Source organism: Microbacter margulisiae, from assembly GCF_014192515.1.
Classification (GTDB): Bacteria; Bacteroidota; Bacteroidia; order Bacteroidales; family Paludibacteraceae; genus Microbacter; species Microbacter margulisiae.
This window is the reverse complement of the sequence record NZ_JACHYB010000002.1, coordinates 1,097,751-1,119,102: the sequence shown is the minus strand read 5'-3', so window position 1 is coordinate 1,119,102 and position 21,352 is coordinate 1,097,751. Positions and strand designations below refer to the sequence as shown.

Below are 21,352 nucleotides of genomic sequence, written 5' to 3'. Positions count from 1 at the left end.
ATAAAATAATTTGTTTAGACTCATACCTTTATGAATCGTAATTATTTGCTTTGTGTTGTCTTATTTTCGTTGATGCTTTTGCATTGTCAGGATAGCTTAGGTAATACGAATATTTCTCGTGCAGCCATAACACTTCAGCATATTTTTCAATTTTATCATGCTAAGAAAGATAATTTGTTTACAGAGACGTATCCGATAGACACAAGTCAAAAAGTTCCTTGTTTTGTAAGTGATAAGATTGTTTATAAACGACAAAAGGTATCATTCCTATGGCCTTACTCAGGCGTATTTTCCGGGTGTGTATCGTTGTATAAAGTAACCAAGGATTTAAAATACAAACATTTACTTGAACGCACCCTGTTACCTGGGTTGTCAAAATATTGGAATTCTCAAAGAGAGCCTGCATGCTATCAATCATACCCTGAATTTAATGGACCAAGCGATCGTTTTTATGATGATAATGAATGGGTAGCGATAAGTTTTATGGATCTTTATGCATCGACAAAAGACACAACATATTTGAATCGGGCGATTCAGTTACAAAGGTTCATTTATAGTGGGTGGTCAGACAAACTGGGAGGAGGACTTTTTTGGTGTGAACAAAAGCACCTTTCCAAGAATACGTGCTCCAATGCTCCTGCTGTTGTATTGTGTATGAAAATTTACAAGGCTACGTCTCAGAAAAAATATCTTGATTTAGCCAAAGCAACCTATAAATGGACAAAAAATACCCTTTGTGATCCTTCAGATTACGTCTATTGGGATAATGAATCACTTAACGGACATATTGCAAAGAATAAATATACCTACAACAGTGGACAAATGATTGAAGCCGGAGTTCTTCTCTATAAAGCAACGGGAGAGAAACAGTATTTAGAAGATGCTCAAAGGACTGCAAGAGGGGTTTTTAATTATTTTGTTAAATCTCGTAAGATTAAAAATCGGGAAATTCTTTTTTACAACGATTCTCCCTGGTTTAACGTGATATTGTTTCGAGGTTTAAAAGCTTTGTTTGAGGTCGATCATAATGCCACCTATATTAAAATTATGGCGAAAGATGCAGAGTATGCCTGGAAATATGATCGGGACACAAATGGCTTATTCAGTAAAAACTGGACTGGGAAGGAGCAGGACAAGTATAAATGGTTATTGGATAATGCCTGTATGGTAGAATTGTACGCAGAACTAAGTGATATTGATAGATAATAATTGAGATGATATGACGACGCGAAGAGACTTTATACGCAAGAGTGGGATAGTGTTGGCAGGTGTAGCGCTGAGCCGATCGATGATGGGGAATACAGGAGTGCTGGAATCCCTGAGTTATAAGACAGAGCGTCCCCCTTTAGGCAAACGCAACTTCACGTCCAAAGCCGTGGAAGCCACCATAGAGCAGATGAAGCAAAAGATCAAAGATCCGAAACTTGCCTGGATGTTTGAGAACTGTTATCCCAATACACTGGATACGACCGTAGAATTTTCGATGAAAGGAGGGAAACCCGACACCTTTGTCATCACGGGCGATATCGATGCCATGTGGTTGCGAGACTCCTCGGCGCAAGTCTATCCCTACCTTTCGCTGGTCAATGACGATCCCCAGCTCAGCCTGATGATAGAAGGCGTGATACGGCGTCAAAGCTATTGCATAGGGCTCGATCCCTATGCCAATGCGTTCAATAAGGGGGCAACAGGCAGCGAATGGGACAGTGACCACACGAAGATGATCCCCCAGCTCCATGAAAGGAAATGGGAGATCGATTCGCTCTGCTACCCGATCCGCTTGGCCTATTACTACTGGAAGAAGACCGGCAACCAAACTATCTTCGACCAGCAATGGAAGTATGCCATGAGCCGGGTCTATGAAACCTTTGTACAACAACAACGCAAGGATGGCACCACCCCCTACACCTTTACACGGGTAACCGACAAACAAAGCGATACGGTATTAAACAACGGCTATGGCAGCCCCATCAAGCCCGTAGGGATGATCTGTTCCACCTTCCGGCCATCAGACGATGCCACGATATTCAGCTTTTTAATTCCCTCCAACCTCTTTGCCATTGAATCCTTACACCAGTTGGCGGAGATATCGGATAAAGTGACGGGTGACCATTCCTTTGCACAGAAATGCAGGAGACTGGCATCAGAAGTAAAGCGAGCCGTAGAAGAGTACGGGAAGAAACGACATCCGGAATACGGGGAAATATATGTATACGAAGCAGACGGCTTCGGGAACCAACTCTGTATGGACGATGCCAATGTTCCCGGTTTGCTATCCCTGCCTTACCTCTGCCCTTTTATTCCGGAAGGCGATCCCATCTACCAGAACACACGGAGGTTTGTATGGAGCGAAGGCAACCCCTATTATTTCAGGGGGAAGGCAGGCGAGGGGATAGGTGGCCCCCATGTAGGGTTGGGCTGGATATGGCCGATGAGTCTGATCATGCGGGGGATCACCTCGATGGAAAAAGAAGAAGTGGCATACAGCCTGCAGAGCCTGCGCGACACGGATGCAGGGACGGGCTTCATCCATGAATCCTTTTGGAAGGACGATGCGAGGAAATACACGCGGAAATGGTTTGCGTGGGCCAATACGATGTTCGGGGAGTTTATCCTTACGGTTGACCACAAGTATCCCGAGCTGCTGAAAAGAAGTTATTAACCAGAAAACTAATTATTTAAAATCATTATTATGAAGCGTAGATTACTTATTTTATTGTTAGGGGGCATATGCCCATTGCTATTATTTTCTCAGATAGACCGGCGTGAACGGTATGATTTGAATCACGACAAGGTATTATATACCATCGGGTATTCCCATTTGGATTCGGAATGGAACTGGACATATCCCACATCTATTGATGAGTATATCAAAAACATTATGACGGAAAACTTTCATTTGTTCAAGAAGTATCCTGACTATGTTTTCAATTTTACCGGATCTCGGCGTTACGAAATGATGAAGGAGTACTATCCCGATTTATTCAAGAAAGTCGTTTATTACATTAAGCAAGGGCGTTGGTACGTATCCGGCTCTTCGGTGGACGAAGGAGAAGTTAATATTTCATCATCAGAATCACTGATCCGTCAGGTACTCTATGGGAATAATTATTTTCGGAAAGAATTTGGCGTGGCCAGTGAGGACTATATGCTCCCAGACTGTTTTGGATTTTTGGCCAACATGCCCACCATATGGCACTATTGTGGATTGTTAGGGTTTTCGACCCAAAAACTAACCTGGCATTCTGCGGCCGGTATTCCGTTTAATGTAGGCGTATGGAATGGCCCAGACGGAAAAGGCGTAATAGCAGCACTGAATGCCACCAGCTATTCTGGCGGCGTTGTCCCGCGTCTTGATCTGGATCCTTCATGGGTTGCAAGATTAAATGAAGATCAAAAAAAATATGGTATTTCATTTGATTACCGTTATTACGGAGTAGGAGATCAGGGAGGCGCTCCCCGGGAACGTGATGTGAAAAATGTGATAGGAAGCCTACAGAATCCGGACAGCAAATTCAAAGTTGTGTTGACCTCTTCCGATCAAATGTATAAAGACATTACCCCCGGGATTCGTAAAAAATTACCCCGGTACACAGGAGATCTATTGTTGACAGAACATAGTGCAGGATCACTTACTTCCGAGGCATACATGAAACGGCTCGACCGTAAAAATGAGCTACTGGCTAAGGCCGCTGAGCAACTGGCAAGCATTGCCGATTGGGAAGGCAATATCCCATATCCCTTTGCTACTTTAAACCCAGCTTGGGAATTAGTTTTAGGAAGCCAGTTTCATGACATACTCCCCGGGACGGCTATCCCCGCCGCTTACACATATGCATGGAACGATGAGTTTATTGCTGCCAACGGATTTGCAGGTGTGATAAAAAATTCGATGCAGGATCTCTCCCGGATGCTGAATACCCAGGGAAAAGGGAAAAGCATTGTCGTTTATAATCCGGTAGCACAGCCGCGGCAGGATGTTGTCAATGCCACGCTTCATTATGCTACTCTGCCTGAAAATGTTCAAGTTTATAACGATAAAGGAGAAGCTGTTCCGACGCAAATCATAAAAAGAGAAGGGCAAACCATGCAAATCCTCTTCCTGGCTAATGTCCCGTCGGTAGGATTAACTGTTTATGATGTCCGTCCGGTTACCACTCCGGCCAATATGCATACAGACCTTTCAGTTACAGACCGTACCATAGAAAACCGTTATTATAAGGTGACATTGGGCGACAATGGAGACATTACCAGTATTTACGATAAGCAAGCGAAGAAAGAGATATTGTCTGCCCCGTCCCGATTGGCTTTTTTACATGAAGAACCGACAGAATGGCCATCATGGAATATGGATTGGAGAGACCGGAAGAATCCGCCAATTGGCTATATGGATCAGGGGGCAACATTGAAAGTGATAGAGCAGGGACCGGTACAGGTCGGCATAGAGGTAAAACGCCATGGGATGAACTCCTCCATCACCCAGATAGTAAGCTTGTCTGCAGGCGAAGCCGGGAAGCACGTAGCCATATCTAATGTCGTAGACTGGCGATCCCAGGGAGTGAGTCTGAAAGCTACTTTTCCGTTGACTGTGAGCAATCCAGAAGCTACCTATAATTTAGGCGTAGGCACTATAGAAAGGAGCGATAATGATAGCCTGAAGTTTGAAGTCCCTTCCAAGAAATGGTTTGACCTGACCGACCAAAGCGGGAAATATGGCGTTACTATTTTGGAAAATTGTAAATACGGATCAGATAAGCCGAATGACAATACGCTTCGCCTGACACTGCTCTACACCCCAGCCGTTAATCCGGGTTGGGACTGGTGCCGTTACCAAGACACACAAGATTGGGGTGAGCACCGGTTTTCTTACGGTATTTATGGACACCAGGAAAGCTGGCAGCAAGGACTATCTTCATGGGAAGGGAAAAAGTTCAACCAACCCCTGCTGGCTTTCGAAGTTCCACAACATCCCGGGAAACTTGGAAAAGCAATATCCTTTGTGTCTGCTAATACGCCTGAAGTCGGTATTATGGCCTTCAAGAAGATGGAACAGGGAGATTATTATCTGATTCGGGTCAATGAACTCCTGGGAAAAGATTTGGATAAAGCCGTTCTTACCTTGCCCGGAAAGATTATCGATGCATACGAAGTTAATGGACAGGAACAACGTATCGGAGATGCAACGTTCAAAGGAGACCAAATCAGTTTCCCATTGACACACTATACCATTCGAAGTTTTGCCGTAAAACTGGAATCCCCGACAAGCAAGAAACCGGATAATCTGGAACAAGCCTCTATTTCATTGCCTTACAATCAGGACGTGATGAGTTTTGATGATAACCGCAATGATGGAGATTTTGCCAATGGAACAAGTATTCCCGCAGAGCTCGTTCCTGATACCATTACTTACGAAGGCATTCATTTCAAAATGGGAAGTCGGAAAGATGAGCATGATAATGCTGTAAGCTGCAAAGGACAAAGCCTATCACTACCTGTCGGCGATTATACCACCTTGTACATGCTGGCTGCTGCTTCTGAAGATACAGAAGGGGACTTTACCTTAAACCAACAGGAATATCCGGTTAAAGTACAGGGCTGGACAGGTTTTGTCGGGCAGTGGTATAACCGGGAATTTGCCCAAAACGGATATACGGTGAAGCGTATTGATGCACCATACTCCAAACAAGATGAGATTGCCTGGTTTGCTTCGCATACCCATAGAGCATATCCGTCAGCTAACCTGGCTTATCAATATTGTTACCTGTACGCTTATAAGATACGATTACCCAAAGGTGTTACGACCATCAAATTGCCAGATAATCCTAAAATAAAGATTTTAGCAATAACAGTTGCAAAGGGGACAGGAGAGAACATTACTCCTTTGCAGCCATTATATGATGATTTTAGCAACAGTAAGGCCATATCGATTCCAGAAAAAGTATCTGATTGAGTCGAATAACAATGAAATCAGCAGCTTAAACCCCAAAGGACAGGGATGGCAGAAAAGAATTTGAATAATTAGACGTGGTCAACTACATAAAGGATACCATTCTTTTCTGTCATCTGCTGTTCCCGTTTTAATAGGCAAAGAAATACAAAATAAACATTTACTTCATGAAAACCAAGACCAACTATGCACAAGTACTGCCAGTACTGTTTGGATTTTTTGTAATGGGATTTTGCGATGTAGTAGGGATCACATCAGCCCATGTAAAGCAAGACCTATTGGGGAGTTACAGTCCTGAATTCCGGGATACCCTTTCCAACATGATCCCGGTAGCCCTATTCTCGATGTTCCTGATTTTTTCCGTTCCCACGGGGATCCTGATGAACCACATCGGGAGGAAGAAGACCGTACTGTTAAGCAATGTACTCACGATGATAGCGATGGTGCTTCCCCTGATCGATTATACCTTCAGTATTGCGTTGATAGCCTTTGCCATGCTGGGGATAGCCAATACCATCCTGCAAGTATCCCTGAATCCCCTTTTGACAAACGTCATCCAGGGAGACAAACTCACCAGTAGTCTGACGGCAGGACAATTTGTCAAAGCCACGTCCTCGTTTAGCGCCCCCTTTATTGCAGCGTTTGCCGCTACCGCATTAGGGCACTGGCAATACATCTTTCCGATCTATGCAGCCATCACCCTGTTGTCCACCCTTTGGCTGATGGCTACGCCCATTAAAGAGATGCCAACAGAAAACAAGGTCAACACTTTTGGTAGTGTATTGGGAATCCTGAAAGACAAAAATATCTTCCTTTTCTTTCTGGGAATCCTGTTTGTCGTAGGTGTTGATGTAGGTATGAATACAGCCTCGTCGAAGATATTGATGGAACGCTGCGGGTTAAGCGCCATCGTAGCCGGTTATGGGCCAAGTACCTATTTTGCCTTTCGGACGTTAGGGACTTTTCTGGGAGCCATCTTTCTGGCGAAATACGCATCATCGACCTATTTCAAATGGAACATCATTGTAGCCGTTTTAGCCTTGCTAACCCTGATTTTCAGCCATGCAGAATGGATGATTTTTGCCTTGTTCGGGATTATCGGGTTTACGATAGCCAACATCTTCCCGATCATATATGGGATGGCGATACAGCGGCGACCGGATAAAGCCAATGAGATATCGGGGCTGATGATCACTGGCGTATTTGGAGGCGCGGTGATCCCCTTCTTCATGGGCTTGCTATCGGATGCAGTAGGGTCACAGACAGGAGCAGTGATTATTATTTTACTGAGCGCTTTGTATCTCCTTTGGCTGGCATTTTCAGAGAATAATACTACAGAGAAACAATAAAATTTCGCCTAGAAAAATGGCGTTGTGATCATTAAAAAAATATATCAAAAAACAAATGTGAAATATCAAATTGTTTTGTTTTCATCAAAGGATAAGTTTTTACTTTTACATAAATTTGTTGCATGTTTCATTGAACACTCTTATTGATAAATTATTATGTGTCGCAGTCATGTTTTTTCATTTCGGTTGCTGTGGGCAGGAGTCTTATTCTTTTCCATGGCAGGGACAAGCTGGTCAAAAGTAGAAGTTTCTCATTTGACATGTGAGTATCGTAATAATCCTATTGGGATCGACGCCCTCCAACCCCGCTTAAGCTGGCAGATAACGTCTGACGAAACCAATGTTGTACAAACGGCATATCAACTGCGGTTCTTTACAAAAAATTCTGATTTAGCCCATCAACACAAATTACTTTGGGATTCAGGGAAGGTGATATCTGACCATTCAATATTAGTGGCATATCATGGACCGGCTTTGAACTCAGGAGAACGTGTCTATTGGCAAGTGCGCGTATGGGATAATCATCATCATGTGAGCTCCTGGAGCGTTCCTTCTTTTTGGGAAATAGGATTGCTTCATCCTTCGGACTGGGTTGCAAAATGGATTAGCGCTCCCTGGAAGATAGATTCATTGCATGCACAACCATGTCCTTATTTCCGGAAAGAGTTTCCGGCGAGCAAAAAAGTGGTCTCCGCCCGTATTTGTATTACTTCGTTAGGATTGTATGATCTTTTCCTGAATGGAGCAAAAGTTGGCGATCAACTTTTCACTCCGGGATGGACAAGCTATAACAAACGGCTTCAATATCAGGTTTATGACGTCACTCCTCTGATTAAGGATCATAATGCCATTGGCGTTATTCTTGACGATGGTTGGTATCGCGGAGGACTTACATGGGATCAACGCCGTAATGTATATGGAAACGAGTTGGGGCTGTTGTGTCAACTGCAGATTAAATATGCAGATGGGACAACCCAGACCGTGATTTCGGATGGCAGTTGGAAAGTCTCGACAGGCCCCATTATCTCTTCGGAGATTTATAATGGGGAAACCTATGATGCCCGTTTAGAAATGCCGGGTTGGGCACAACCCAATTTTGTCGATCATGGCTGGCAGGATGTCAAATTACTTCATCATACTTATGCTGATCTCGTCGCTTCTGACGGAGTGCCGGTACAAGCTATTCAAACCATTATCCCTAAAAGAATTATAATTACGCCAAAGGGAGAAACCGTGTTTGACATGGGGCAAAATATGACGGGATGGGTAAAGTTACGCGTAAAAGGAGATGCAGGAGATACGATTCAATTAAAGTTTGCTGAAGTATTGGATAAGGCCGGCAATTTTTACACAGCCAATCTACGTAGTGCCAAAGCAACAGATTGTTTTATCCTGAAGAATGGTCAGGAAGAAACTTTTGAACCTCATTTTACCTATCACGGGTTCAGGTATGTCAAAGTTACAGGGTTAAAAAGCTCTCCTAACCTTAACCAAATCACAGGAATTGTGATTCATTCTGCCATACAGCCGACGGGAACTTTTTCATGTTCCGATTCGCTAGTCAATCAATTACAACACAACATTCAATGGAGTCAGGTAGATAATTTTCTGGATGTTCCTACCGATTGTCCTCAACGTGATGAACGTTTGGGGTGGACGGGAGATGCTGAGGTATTCAGCCCTACCGCCACCTTTAATTTCGATGTAGCTCCTTTTTATACCAAATGGCTAAAAGATGTGGCTGCCGATCAACTGAAAAACGGATTAGTTCCTGATGTAATTCCTGATGTATTAAATGGCCAGGGCGGAACTGCCGGATGGGCTGATGTATCTGTCGTTATCCCATGGAATGTATATCTGGCCTATGGAGATAAACGAATTCTTAAAGCACAATATAACAGCATGAAGGCATGGGTGGATTATATAAATAGAAGGGCTGGCAGTAAACATCTTTGGGAAGGAGACTGGCAATATGGAGACTGGTTGGCTTTTGCTACGAACCAGTCTGATTACCCGGGAGCAACAACAGATAAAAACCTGATTGCCACTGCCTACTTTGCTCATTCATCATTCCTTGTCAGTCAGGTTGCCTCCATATTAGGGAAAGAAACTGATGCATTAAAGTATCAGCAATTGTTTGACAGTATAAAGGAAGCGTTCAACCGGGAATATGTAACCCCCAATGGAAGATTAATGTCAAACACACAAACGGCATATGTTTTGGCATTGGCATTTGATTTGTTGCCAAATGCTGCAAAAAAGCAAGCTGCTAATTACCTAGCAGAAGATGTACGGAGTTTTGGACACATTACTACCGGTTTTCTTGGGACTCCGCGCATTTGCGAGGTGCTGACACAAACCGGACATCCGGACTTAGCCTATAGGTTACTCATGAGGAAAGAGTACCCTTCGTGGTTGTATCCTGTGACACGAGGAGCAACAACCATATGGGAGCGGTGGGATGGAATAAAACCGGATGGGACATTCCAGGATGTTGGGATGAATAGTTTCAATCATTATGCTTATGGGGCGGTAGGAGAGTGGCTCTATCGTTATGTGGCAGGGCTGAATCTGGATCCGTCAGAGCCCGGATATCATCATATTCTTTTTCATCCTTTTCCCGGAGGAGCATTGGCTTATGCCACTGCCCGGCTAAATACTATGTACGGAGAAGCCTTGTCGGAATGGAAGATTAAAAATGATACGATGGTTTATCATATAATCATCCCCGCCAACACAACAGGAAGGGTGTGGCTTCCGGAAGCTTTAACGGATCAGGTAAAAGTATCGGTTATTAATAATTTGCATAAAAATCAGACAGTGTCTCCTACCTGTAAATTCGTTCAGCAAAATAAATGCGTGACAGTTGATCTTGGATCAGGAGATTATGTATTTACATATCCTTTCCCTAGAAAATAGAGAATTTGTGTGGGAATAGACAAAATGAGAGGAACAACAAAAAAGCCGAATCTGCTGTAGATTCGGCTTTTTCCCTAATTACTCAATGTCGATTTATTCTACAAAGGCAATAATTTCGTCTTTTTGTACCAGGTCCCCTTGTTTAGGGTATGTTGCAATAATCTTTCCGTTGAATGATGATTTTACAGCTTCAGGTCCATAAAAAGCCTGTACGAAGCATAAGGTACCATTTTCGTTGATTGTGTCGCCAATGTGAGGTGCGGAAGAGGTGTCTTCCACATCATACTGCCATATAACCTGTCCTTTGACGGTTGCCTGAATAGGTTTGGCATTTGGATGTTCAGCCAAAACCGTATTGATATCAATTTTTGGCACTTCAACAACAGGGCGTGTGACGACAATCGGAGCTCCGGCTTTTGCTTTGGCGGCTTCGAGTTCTTGTTCGAAACGTTTCTTTGCGGATCCATTACGATAGTCACGGTATTGGCGGTCATGCATTGCTAATTCAAATAGCTCTTCGTCATCTTCGCCAAAATCCCATCCGTTTTCCTGCATTTCCTTACGGTATTTATCGAGTTCGTTCGGGAATGCATCCTGTGGATTGCCGGTGTAAAATTCCATCCCGTTTTTCTTTACCAGATCTTTGATTTCAGGAGCTAGTTCTCCCGGTAATTTACCGGTTTTACCTAAAATCATATCCCATGCATTTTTGTCAATCGTACTCCAACGAGGTTCTCCTTTCAAAAGATGCATAACATTCATTAAAGCAATGTTCTTTACATATTGGCTAAATGGAGTTACCAAGGGAGGATAGCCAAGCATCGGCCATATATATTCTACTTCCTGGAAGAGTAAAACGACTAATTCATTCAGGGATACTTCATTTTTCTTTTGTGCCCGTAATGACATGTTGATTGCATTATGCATGCCTTTCAGGTCTGCCATCATAGATCCCATCATGCCGCCAGGTAAGCCACATCCTACCAAAAGAGAGGTCATTGCTTTGTTTCCCGGATCAATGAAATATCCTAAAAAGTCATCTATAAACGACTGGGTTAAAGAGCGGGTTTCCATGTAAGCTTTCATGTTAATATCAGGCACAAGGAATCCGGCATCTTTTAACATAGCCTGGATGGTGATGATATCCGGGTGAACCATTCCCCATGATAACGGTTCCATGGCAACATCAAGAATGTCAGCGCCTGCACGGGCTACTTCGAGCATAGATGCTACCGAAAATCCAGGGCCAGTGTGGCCGTGATATTGTACCAGTATCTGAGGATGACGTTTTTTGATTGCAGTGACAAGATTGCCTAAAAAAGCAGGACGTCCGATTCCCGCCATATCCTTTAAACAAATTTCGTCGCACCCGAAATCAACCACTTTTTCAACCACATTCATGTAATAATCGACGGTATGAATAGGTGAATTGGTGATACAAAGAGCCACTTGGGAAATCATGTTGGCCTCTTTTGCATATTTTACAGACAATTCCAGATTTCGTGTATCATTCAGTCCACAAAAAGAACGGGAGATATTTGTCCCTTGAGCCTTTTTGACTTTGAAGAAGAGTTGACGGACATCTGCCGGAACAGGATACATTCGTAAGCCGTTTAATCCTCTTTCCAACATATGAGTTTGAATGCCAGCCTCATTGAATGGTTTTGTCCATTCGCGTACGGCTTTGTTTGGATTTTCCCCAAAAAGAAGGTTTACTTGCTCAAAAGCGCCTCCATTTGTTTCAACACGGGCAAAACATCCCATATCAACAATTACAGGGGCAATTTGTTTTAATTGATCGACTCGTGGCACATACTTTCCTGATGATTGCCACATATCGCGATAAACTAAGCTGAATTTTATTTCGCGTGACATAAGCAGATTATATTAGTGGATAATGGACAAAGATAACTATAAAAACAGAACGGTTGAATAAATAATGAAATTTTTCTCTTATTAATTGTCAAAATGCATCTTCGAATTGTTTTAAAAACCGAATATCATTTTCGGAAAACATTCGCAGATCCTTAACCTGATATTTTAGGTTAGTAATTCGTTCTATTCCCATTCCAAAAGCATATCCGGAATAAACTTTACTGTCAATTCCGCAAGCTTCCAGCACATTCGGGTCAACCATACCGCATCCCAGAATTTCGACCCAACCGGTATATTTACAAAAGGCACATCCTTCGCCACCGCAAAGGTTACAGGAGATATCCATTTCAGCCGAAGGTTCTGTGAATGGAAAATATGAGGGTCTTAAACGGATTTTTGTACCCTCTCCAAACATCTCTTTTGCAAAATAGAGAAGAACTTGTTTCAGATCGGCAAATGACACGTTTTTGTCAACATATAAGCCTTCGACCTGATGAAAAAAGCAGTGCGCACGATATGAAATCGCTTCGTTCCGATATACACGTCCCGGGCAAATCACACGGATAGGAGGCTGGGTGTTGCTCATCACCCGTGTTTGCACTGATGACGTATGAGTACGCAAGAGTACATCCGGATTCTTTTCGATGAAAAATGTATCCTGCATGTCCCGAGCCGGGTGCTCAGGAGGGAAATTAAGGGAACCGAAAACATGCCAGTCGTCTTCAATTTCAGGCCCCTCAGCAATGGTAAATCCGAGATGGGAAAAAATGGAAACAATTTTATTCCGAACAATTGAAATTGGATGTCGGGCTCCCAAAAGGACAGGATCACCGGGCCGCGACAAATCTATGAGATTTGTTTTTTTTGCATTGGCGCTTGTTGCATTCTTCAATGTCTCTATTTTTTCCTGAGCTGCATTTTTAAGCTCATTGAGCAATTGGCCAACCTCACGTTTCTGTTCGTTGGGAACCTCACGGAAGGCATTGAAAAGTTGCGATATTTCTCCTTTTTTGCTTAAGTATTTAATGCGTAGTGCTTCTACTTCTTCGCTGGATATAGCTGATAGGTTTTCGATCTCGGCTTTTAATTGTTGAATGGTCGTAATCATTGGAGAATAGTCTTTGATTCTTCTTGCAAAGGTACACGTTTTTTGCAATTTTTGCTATCTTTGCGTTCGTCCATATCGTTCTTTTTATGAAAACAAAACCATTTTTTCTATTCCTTTTTGTATTGATATCGCTTTGTTCTTCAGCAGAAATAAAAAGCAGTGCCGACCGGATCATTGGCTATTACTATGCGATTGATGATGCAACACAAAAGGCATCTCAAGTAGAAATATACAGGGCAACTGACGGAAAATATTATGGGAAAATTGTTTGGTTGCAGCAGCCTTTGCTTAAAGGACGTCCTGTTCTGGACTTTAAAAATCCGGATAAAGATTTAAGAAATAGAACGATATTGGGAATCCCATTACTGAATGGATTTGTTTATAACTCAAAGAAAGATGAATGGGAAGACGGAACAATTTATAACCCGGCAAATGGGAATACTTTTCATTGCATTATGAAATTTGTAGGGAATAATCGTCTGAAAATTCGTGGATACATGGGGGCTTCATGGATGGGTCTTGGCAAAACTGCGTATTGGCCAAAAGAGAATAATTTGCGGGAATGATAGTCCAATTTATTTTAAATATTCGACCTGCATCGAATATTTCCATTGATCAAAATATAAATTTCCTTTTGAGGTTTCGACTTCTCCTCGTTGAAAATCAATAGGTTCACTGCGCATAAATTTCTTTGTCGGAATAAATGGAGCACTAATAGCGTCATTGATGATCAGCCGGTAAGAATCGATGCCTGACATATAAAAGTCACGAATGCGTTTGTTCCCGGAAGGTTGCAATCCAAATGAGACGTCCACGGGTACCCAACCAATGCCTTTATAATACACTTCGCACCAATCGTGTAGATTTACCTCTCCCGGGTGCATCATCCATCCGCTTTGCCATTTCACAGGAATGCCTTTGTAACGTGCCATGCTCATGAATAATAATGTTTGCATGCCACAATCTCCTTTGTGGTTTTTCAATACGTAGTGCGGAATATTTGATATGGTAGAATATTCTAAAGCTCCTGACCAGATGATATGATGGTCAATCCATTTGTACAGCTTTGTAACAATTCCGACTGGATTGGTTTCCCCTTTTGTTATGGAATCAGCAAGTTGTCGGATTTCTTTTGTGAAAACAATGTGCGGTGGTTGTTCCCGGGTGAATGTTTTGTAAATTGGCGATGATGTATCATACGGATCTGCATGTATTTTTGATAGGTCAAATGATTGTGCATATGAACGATAAGTGAAACAGATTCGAAAAATTGTCGGCTCGCCTTGTTTTGCCTTTTGTTCAAAATAAATTGATCGTTGACCTACTGAATCAGGAGCAATGAAATAGCGGGATGGGAACGTGCTGAGTAAATGAACATCTGTTTGGCGGGTATGATCTTGTTTGGGATAAGGCATCCAGCAACGGACCGTGTCGCCTGCAGGGACAGCATCCGGATTTACGGAAATAGTATAAGTGACTTTGTAATTAACAGGGACAGAAAGTCCCCCGTTCCGTGTAGTTTGTGCAATTATTTGTGCTGTATGCTTTAATCTGAATTTAGTCAGATTGTCCAATGGAGCTTGTGAATGAGTTATGCTGTCGTTTACCTGTTGTAGTCTAAGTTTTAGGTTGCTTACGGAACGAGAGAAATAGCGTTTTTTCCTATTGATTACTTTGTATTCCAGCCATCCTTTTGATTCCCAGTTTGTTTTTTCGGATGGAGTATAAAAAATTCCCTGTTTTTGCAATAAACTGTCGACCTCAGTTTCAGTTAGACTGAAATCATGCTCGATACGATGCGAGATTTCTACTAATGAATCTATTTCCTGCGAACAATTATTTGCAGTATGGATGCTTTGTTGTAAATGTTTTAACGCAATAAATTCTCCCTGATCAAATAAATGTAATGCGTTTGTATTTTTAGTGTTAGCTGCGTGAGCCAAACTTAAATTGAAAAGAAGAAATACAACCAAGGTAACATAAAAAGAGGGAAGGAATCTTAGGGCTGCTTTCTCTAAGAATTGTGTTCTCCGGATTGTATTTCTTCTTTGGTATTGCATGATTATGTTGTTATTTTAGTTCCAGAATATATGCTGTTTCTTTTGGAATTGTGATTGATGGCTGTAATTGAATCGTTTTCCCAGTTTCGACATCTGTTCCCCGCGTAAAGTTCTTAATACATTGTGAGAACCGTGCAGTATTCAGTGTTTGTTCGGTGTTGTTGCCATTCAAAATTACCATCACCGTTTTTTTGTTATTATACCGGAAATAGACATAGACGTTGTTTTGAGGAATATAATGAATTAATTTTCCTGTTTGAATGACAGCTTCTTTTTGTCTCCAATGAAGTAGTTTTGATAGATAATTAAAATATTCGTTTTGCAACGGAGTCCGTCCTGCAGCAGTGAATGCATTGATGGAATCATTAGGCCATCCTCCAGGGAAATCACGCCGGATATCTCCGTCTCCTTTTGCTTTATCGCCAGTCATGCCAATTTCTGATCCATAATAAATTTCCGGAATGCCTCTCGTTGTCATTAAGAAGGCCATTGCTAATTTGAACTTATCCACATTGTTTTTGACGATAAAATTAAACCGAGGCGTATCATGGTTTTCTGCAAATACCAATATATTGTTTGTATTTGGGAACAGATAGTCATATGCCAGAGAGTTATAAAGACGTTTCATTCCGGTGTCCCATCCGTTGCCTTCATTGAAACATGCCTCTAATGCCTGAAGTAACGGAAAGTCCATCACTGTGGGTAAGTAGGAATTGAAATGATCCGGGTTCAGCGCTCCCTTTTGCCAATAAGCTACAGAAACGGGATTACTTAACCATGTTTCTCCCATAATATTGAAATGGGGATACTCAGTCATGATTGCTTTTGCCCATTTTGCCATAGGTTCTTTATCACAATAAGGATAAGTATCCATTCGAATGCCATCTATGCCAGCGTATTCAATCCACCAAATTGCATTTTGAGTAAGATATGTCAATAGATATGGATTGTTTTGGTTCAAGTCTGGCATTGTGCGGTCAAACCATCCATCGAGGAATATTTTTTTATCAATTGCTGACGCATGCGGATCCTGAATGGTACTCATCTGAAAGTTTGATTGCGTGTACGACGGGAATTGGTGAATCCAGTCAGGCATAGGTAAATCTTTCATCCACCAATGGTTAATGCCACAGTGGTTGGCAACCATATCCATGATAACTTTAATGCCGTTTTGATGGCAATCTTTTACGTATTGCACGTAATCTTGGTTAGTCCCGAAACGAGGGTCAATTTTGTAGTAGTTTGTAATGGCATATCCATGATATGTAGTTCTTTCATTGTTGTTTTCAAGCAATGGAGTACTCCATACCGCAGTTACTCCTAAGTCTTTCAGATAATTAATGTGTTCCTCCATTCCCAGGATATCTCCTCCGTGACGTCCATTCATAGACGATCTGTCTGCTTTTTCAATCATTGATGGAACATTGTCATTTTTTGTCGTTCCATTGGCAAAACGATCCGGCATAAGGAGGTAAATCACGTCTGCACTTGAAAATCCCTGTCGTTCTGATGATCCTTTAGTTCTTGCTTTCAGCTCATAGGTATAGCTGTCTAATGTTTTCCCGTTTTTGGAGAATTTAATGACAAACTTTCCAGGCTTAGCTATTTTTGAGTTGATAACAAGGTCAAGGAAAAGATAGTTCGGGCTCGTAACTTTATGCACGGCAGTTAGCTCTACTCCGGGATAATGCATTGAAACGTCAGTTTTTGAAATTTGAGGGCCATTTACTAATAGCTGCAAATGCGGGTTTTTAAATCCGATCCACCAAAATGCAGGTTCCACATGTTCTAATTGAGCAAAAACGCCAATTGAAATGAACAAAAGGACAACAGTGATAATTTTTTTCATGTTAGTGCAAAATAAATTGATTGTGTTCTATGCTAAGTGATTAAATGTCAATCGATATAGCGTTTAGTTATATTCTTATATGTGTCGATACGTCTATCCCGAAAGAACGGCCAGATCCGACGCACTGTTTCGCTTCTTTTCAAATCAATTTCAATCAGAAACGAAGTCTCTTCTGTGGAAGCTCTCCTAAGCCATTCTCCTTGCGGACCGACTGCGAAACTATTTCCCCAGAAAGTAATGCCATTGGTTACTCCCGAGGGATCGGCTTCATGACCAACACGATTGACTGCAATCACGGGAATCCCGTTTGCAATAGCATGAGCTCTCTGGATGGTGAGCCAAGCCTCTAACTGTCTGTTTTTCTCATCTTCGGGATCAGAAGCTTCCCATCCGATGGCCGTTGGATATATCAGAATTTCAGCACCTGCAAGAGCCATTAATCGCGCTGCTTCAGGATACCACTGATCCCAACATACCAATACTCCCAGTGTGCCGACACTTGTTTTGATTGGCGTAAATTCCAAATCTCCCGGTGTAAAATAAAACTTTTCATAATAAGCTGGATCATCAGGTATATGCATTTTGCGATATTTTCCTGCAATAGAACCGTCCTTTTCTATTACGACAGCAGTATTATGATAGAGCCCCGTCGTTCGTTTTTCAAATAACGAAATTACCAAAACAATCTCGTATCGTTTTGCAAGTTCTCCGAAAAAAGTAGTTGAAAAGCCCGGAATCGATTCCGCTAAGTCGAAGTTGGAGGTATCTTCAGTCTGGCAAAAATAGAGACTGTTATGCAATTCCGAAAGTATAATTAATTCTGCTCCTTCTTGTGCGGCAGATGCAATGTGTTTTTGTAATTTATCAACATTGCTTTCTCTGTCTGCCGAATGGATTATCTGGATGAGTGATGCTTTCATAGGATAAAATTTTATTTGTAATAGTCATGTGGAACTTTCATATAAATATTATTATATCGTTGAATATTAATGATATAAATGCTAATTCTATATACTTATATTTTGTTTATAAAGGCTATGTAGAAGCTGTATAACTATCTTTGAACATTCCTTTGTTCAAAGATAGTTAGTGTTTTTGGGTTAGTGCTCAGATTTATAGAAAATTATATGGATATTGCATAGTCACACAGTGTAATGAACCGTGTTGTTTAATAAGTGGCAGGCAATTGATGCCAATAATTTCCCGATCAGGGAATGCTTTTTGCAGCTGAGCTATTGCGATTGAATCCTTGGTGGAATGATAGGTTGGCATTACAATGGCATGATTGATAATCAGAAAATTGGCATAGGTAGCAGGAAGTCTTTCTCCGTTATGATATACAGGGTCAGCCATTGGTAAAGGAATGAGCTCATATGGCTTTTCTTCGGATGTTCTAAATTGTTGCAATTCTTTTTCCATCTGGGCTAATGCAGTGTAATGTTCATCATTTGGATCTTCGCATTTTACATAAGTTATTGTATTTTTCGAGCAGAAACGGGCTAACGTATCAATATGGCTACCGGTATCATCTCCTACCAAATACCCATGATGCAACCATAAAATGCGATCTATGCCTAATGCGTTTTTCAGGTATGCTTCAATTTCATCCTGCGATTTCCCTTCGTTACGGTTTGGAGAAAACAAGCATTGGGCAGTAGTCAATAATGTTCCTGCCCCGTCCGATTCAATACTCCCGCCTTCCAAAACAAAATCCAATCTGTTTTGATATACTACCTGTGAAGCAAAAGCTTGTTGTTTGTATAACTGTCGTGTTATTAAATTGTCAAAATTTGCCGCAAATTGTAATCCCCAGCCATTGAAGGTAAAATCGAGTATTGTCGGGACTTGATTTTGATACACGGATATTGGAGCATGGTCTCGTGCCCAGGTATCATTCGTCGGGATTTCGTAAAATATAAAATGATTTGTATCAACTCCGTTAAGATCTTGGATGACTGTCCTTTTGTCTTTACAAACAATGATTATTTTTTCATGTTTTGCTATTTCAATTGCGATTGATATAAAGCAAGGGATAACTTCGTCAAGAATGTCTCTCCAATCGGTATCTGCATGCGGCCAAGTTAGTTGTACTCCGCTTTGTATTTCCCATTCAGCAGGGAAATGTATTACGTTTTTTTGTTGATGCATCCTGGATTATTTGATCATGTGGATATATTTTGCATGCAAAAATACCATTATTTTTTGATTTGTATGGATTTAGCGTATAAAGAGGCCCTTCCCTCGTCAAAGTTGCTTCTCCTAATTTGATGAGAGAAATGACAAAAAAAGAGGATACTCTTTTTTACCGGAGTATCCTCTTTACGTTATAAGGTTTTGGAATGATTACATCCCTAATCGTTTTTTCAATGCGTCAAGTTCTGCTTGTATTTCTTTAGGCAGATGTGTGCCGAATTTAGCATAGTGTTCTTCGATGAGTGCAACTTCGTCTTTCCATTCATCTACATTGACGGCTAATGCTTTTTCCATTTGAACGGCAGTTAAGCTAAGCCCTTCCGTGTTGATAGCATTTGCAGCAGGAACTTTCCCGATCGGGGATTCAACGGCATTTCCTTCTCCATTGCAACGGTCAAAGATATAAGCTAAAACGCGGCTATTTTCTCCATAACCCGGCCATAACCATTTCCCGTTTTCGTCTTTGCGGAACCAGTTAACGAAAAAGATTTTTGGTAATTTATCAGCAGCCGTTTTTTGCCCGATATTGATCCAGTGACCGAAATAATCTCCCATGTTATAGCCGCAGAATGGTAGCATTGCAAACGGATCACGACGAACGCCTGCTTTCAAGCCGATAGCGGCAGCAGTTACTTCCGACCCGACAATTGATCCCATAAAGACACCATGATTCCAGTTGTTCGATTCGTGAATCAAAGGTACGGTAGAAGGACGACGGCCTCCAAATAGAATTGCTGAGATAGGCACTCCTGCAGGATCTTCCCATGCAGGATCAATAGCCGGACATTGTTTTGCAGGAGCTGTAAAACGTGCGTTCGGGTGAGCGCATGGTTCTCCTGAAGCAGGATCGTATACTTTATTTTTCCAATTAATGGTCCCTGCCGGGCATTCTGTTCCGATACCTTCCCACCAAATATTAAGGTCTGGAGTTACACCGACATTGGTAAAAATAGTATTAGCTTGAGCTGAAAGCATTGCGTTTGGATTGGTATCCATTGAGGTGAACGGAGCTACTCCAAAGAATCCTGCTTCAGGATTAATTGCGTAAAGACGACCGTCTTTTCCGAATTTCATCCATGCAATGTCATCTCCGACTGTTTCAACTTTCCATCCGGGAATCGTTGGGATAAGCATAGCCAAGTTTGTTTTTCCACAAGCTGATGGGAATGCTGCAGCAATATATTTCTTTTCTCCTTTTGGATTTGTAATGCCTAAAATCAACATGTGTTCTGCCAACCATCCTTCGTCTTTTGCCATTTTAGAGGCAATTCGGAGAGCTAAGCATTTTTTCCCTAATAAAGCATTTCCTCCGTAACCGGAACCATATGACCATATTTCATACGTTTCAGGGAAATGTGAAATGTATTTCTTTTCAATAGGTGCACATGGCCATTTGCTATCTGCCTGACCAGGTTCCAAAGGAGCCCCTACAGAGTGCATACATGGAATGAAATAACCATCTTCACCTAAAATATCCAGGACAGCTTTTCCCATACGAGTCATAATTCTCATATTAACAACTACATAAGGAGAGTCTGTGATTTCAACACCTATTTTTGCTATATTCGAGCCGAGCGGTCCCATTGAGAATGGGATGACATACATGGTACGTCCTTTCATGCACCCTTTGTAAAGCGCTTTCATTGTGGCTTTCATTTCCTCCGGAGTAGCCCAGTTATTGGTAGGCCCTGCGTCTTCCTGTTTGGTTGTGCAGATGAACGTACGATTTTCAACACGCGCTACATCGCTCGGATCTGAGTTAAAAGCATAACTACCAGGTAACTTATCTTCATTCAGTTTAATTGCCATCCCACTGGCAACCATACCATCGAATAGCTGTTGATTTTCTTCTTCAGAGCCATCACACCAATAAACCTTGTCAGGTTCGCACCAAGCTGCCCATTCGTTTACCCAGTCAATTAACTTTTGGTTTTTTGTCATCATCTTGTTTGTTTTTAGGGATTTATATATCAAGTTTACTAACACTCTTTTTTGAAGTTTCCAACCGACAAATATACGTCATTTTTTTATAGAAGCATACAAATAAAGAAA

At 41.7% G+C, this 21,352-nt stretch carries 13 protein-coding genes; 6 read left to right on the top strand and 7 right to left on the bottom strand.

All coding sequences use genetic code 11. The annotated features are described in order from the left end of the window. Nucleotides 1–30: 30 nt before the first annotated feature. From FHX64_RS13595 to FHX64_RS13575, 5 genes are all read left to right on the top strand, one after another. Nucleotides 31–1,206, top strand: coding sequence for a glycoside hydrolase family 76 protein (locus tag FHX64_RS13595; RefSeq protein ID WP_246392491.1), 1,176 nt, complete (start codon nucleotides 31–33; stop codon nucleotides 1,204–1,206). Between the two features lie 13 nt (nucleotides 1,207–1,219). Beyond that, complete coding sequence (locus tag FHX64_RS13590) at nucleotides 1,220–2,662, top strand: glycoside hydrolase family 125 protein (RefSeq protein WP_183414383.1); 1,443 nt, start codon at nucleotides 1,220–1,222, stop codon at nucleotides 2,660–2,662. 30 nt (nucleotides 2,663–2,692) lie between these two features. Beyond that, nucleotides 2,693–5,950: an alpha-mannosidase gene (locus FHX64_RS13585; protein WP_183414382.1), complete on the top strand. Its 3,258-nt coding sequence runs from the start codon at nucleotides 2,693–2,695 to the stop codon at nucleotides 5,948–5,950. Between the two features lie 164 nt (nucleotides 5,951–6,114). Beyond that, the gene (locus FHX64_RS13580) at nucleotides 6,115–7,296 is read left to right on the top strand and encodes an MFS transporter (protein WP_183414381.1); all 1,182 of its coding nucleotides are present in this window, start codon (nucleotides 6,115–6,117) and stop codon (nucleotides 7,294–7,296) included. Nucleotides 7,297–7,452: 156 nt separating this feature from the next. After that, nucleotides 7,453–10,215, top strand: coding sequence for an alpha-L-rhamnosidase (locus FHX64_RS13575; RefSeq protein WP_221202217.1), 2,763 nt, complete (start codon nucleotides 7,453–7,455; stop codon nucleotides 10,213–10,215). A gap of 93 nt (nucleotides 10,216–10,308) precedes the next feature. On the opposite strand, the gene FHX64_RS13570 is transcribed toward FHX64_RS13575, so the two are convergent. Next, a complete protein-coding gene (locus tag FHX64_RS13570; protein WP_183414380.1) occupies nucleotides 10,309–12,090 on the bottom strand; it encodes an oxaloacetate decarboxylase in 1,782 nt (593 codons plus the stop codon). 88 nt (nucleotides 12,091–12,178) lie between these two features. After that, a complete protein-coding gene (gene pheS, locus FHX64_RS13565; RefSeq protein WP_183414379.1) occupies nucleotides 12,179–13,198 on the bottom strand; it encodes a phenylalanine--tRNA ligase subunit alpha in 1,020 nt (339 codons plus the stop codon). A gap of 86 nt (nucleotides 13,199–13,284) precedes the next feature. Here pheS and FHX64_RS13560 point away from each other — a divergent pair, with 86 nt between their 5' ends. Continuing rightward, nucleotides 13,285–13,764, top strand: coding sequence for a DUF2147 domain-containing protein (locus tag FHX64_RS13560; protein ID WP_183414378.1), 480 nt, complete (start codon nucleotides 13,285–13,287; stop codon nucleotides 13,762–13,764). Nucleotides 13,765–13,773: 9 nt separating this feature from the next. Here the strand turns inward: FHX64_RS13560 and FHX64_RS13555 are convergent, their stop codons facing one another. From FHX64_RS13555 to FHX64_RS13535, 5 genes are all read right to left on the bottom strand, one after another. Then, the gene (locus FHX64_RS13555; protein WP_183414377.1) at nucleotides 13,774–15,258 is read right to left on the bottom strand and encodes a transglutaminase-like domain-containing protein; all 1,485 of its coding nucleotides are present in this window, start codon (nucleotides 15,256–15,258) and stop codon (nucleotides 13,774–13,776) included. Between the two features lie 10 nt (nucleotides 15,259–15,268). After that, nucleotides 15,269–17,107, bottom strand: a complete 1,839-nt coding sequence (locus FHX64_RS13550) for a glycoside hydrolase family 13 protein (RefSeq protein WP_183414376.1) — start codon at nucleotides 17,105–17,107, stop codon at nucleotides 15,269–15,271. Nucleotides 17,108–17,154: 47 nt separating this feature from the next. After that, nucleotides 17,155–18,027 (bottom strand): carbon-nitrogen hydrolase, encoded by an 873-nt coding sequence (locus FHX64_RS13545; protein ID WP_183414375.1) that lies wholly within the window; start codon nucleotides 18,025–18,027, stop codon nucleotides 17,155–17,157. A gap of 193 nt (nucleotides 18,028–18,220) precedes the next feature. Next, nucleotides 18,221–19,255, bottom strand: a complete 1,035-nt coding sequence (locus FHX64_RS13540) for an agmatine deiminase family protein (RefSeq protein ID WP_183414374.1) — start codon at nucleotides 19,253–19,255, stop codon at nucleotides 18,221–18,223. 195 nt (nucleotides 19,256–19,450) lie between these two features. Beyond that, entirely contained in the window at nucleotides 19,451–21,244 is a 1,794-nt protein-coding gene (locus tag FHX64_RS13535) for a phosphoenolpyruvate carboxykinase (GTP) (RefSeq protein WP_221202216.1), read from the bottom strand. Between the last annotated feature and the right edge of the window lie 108 nt (nucleotides 21,245–21,352).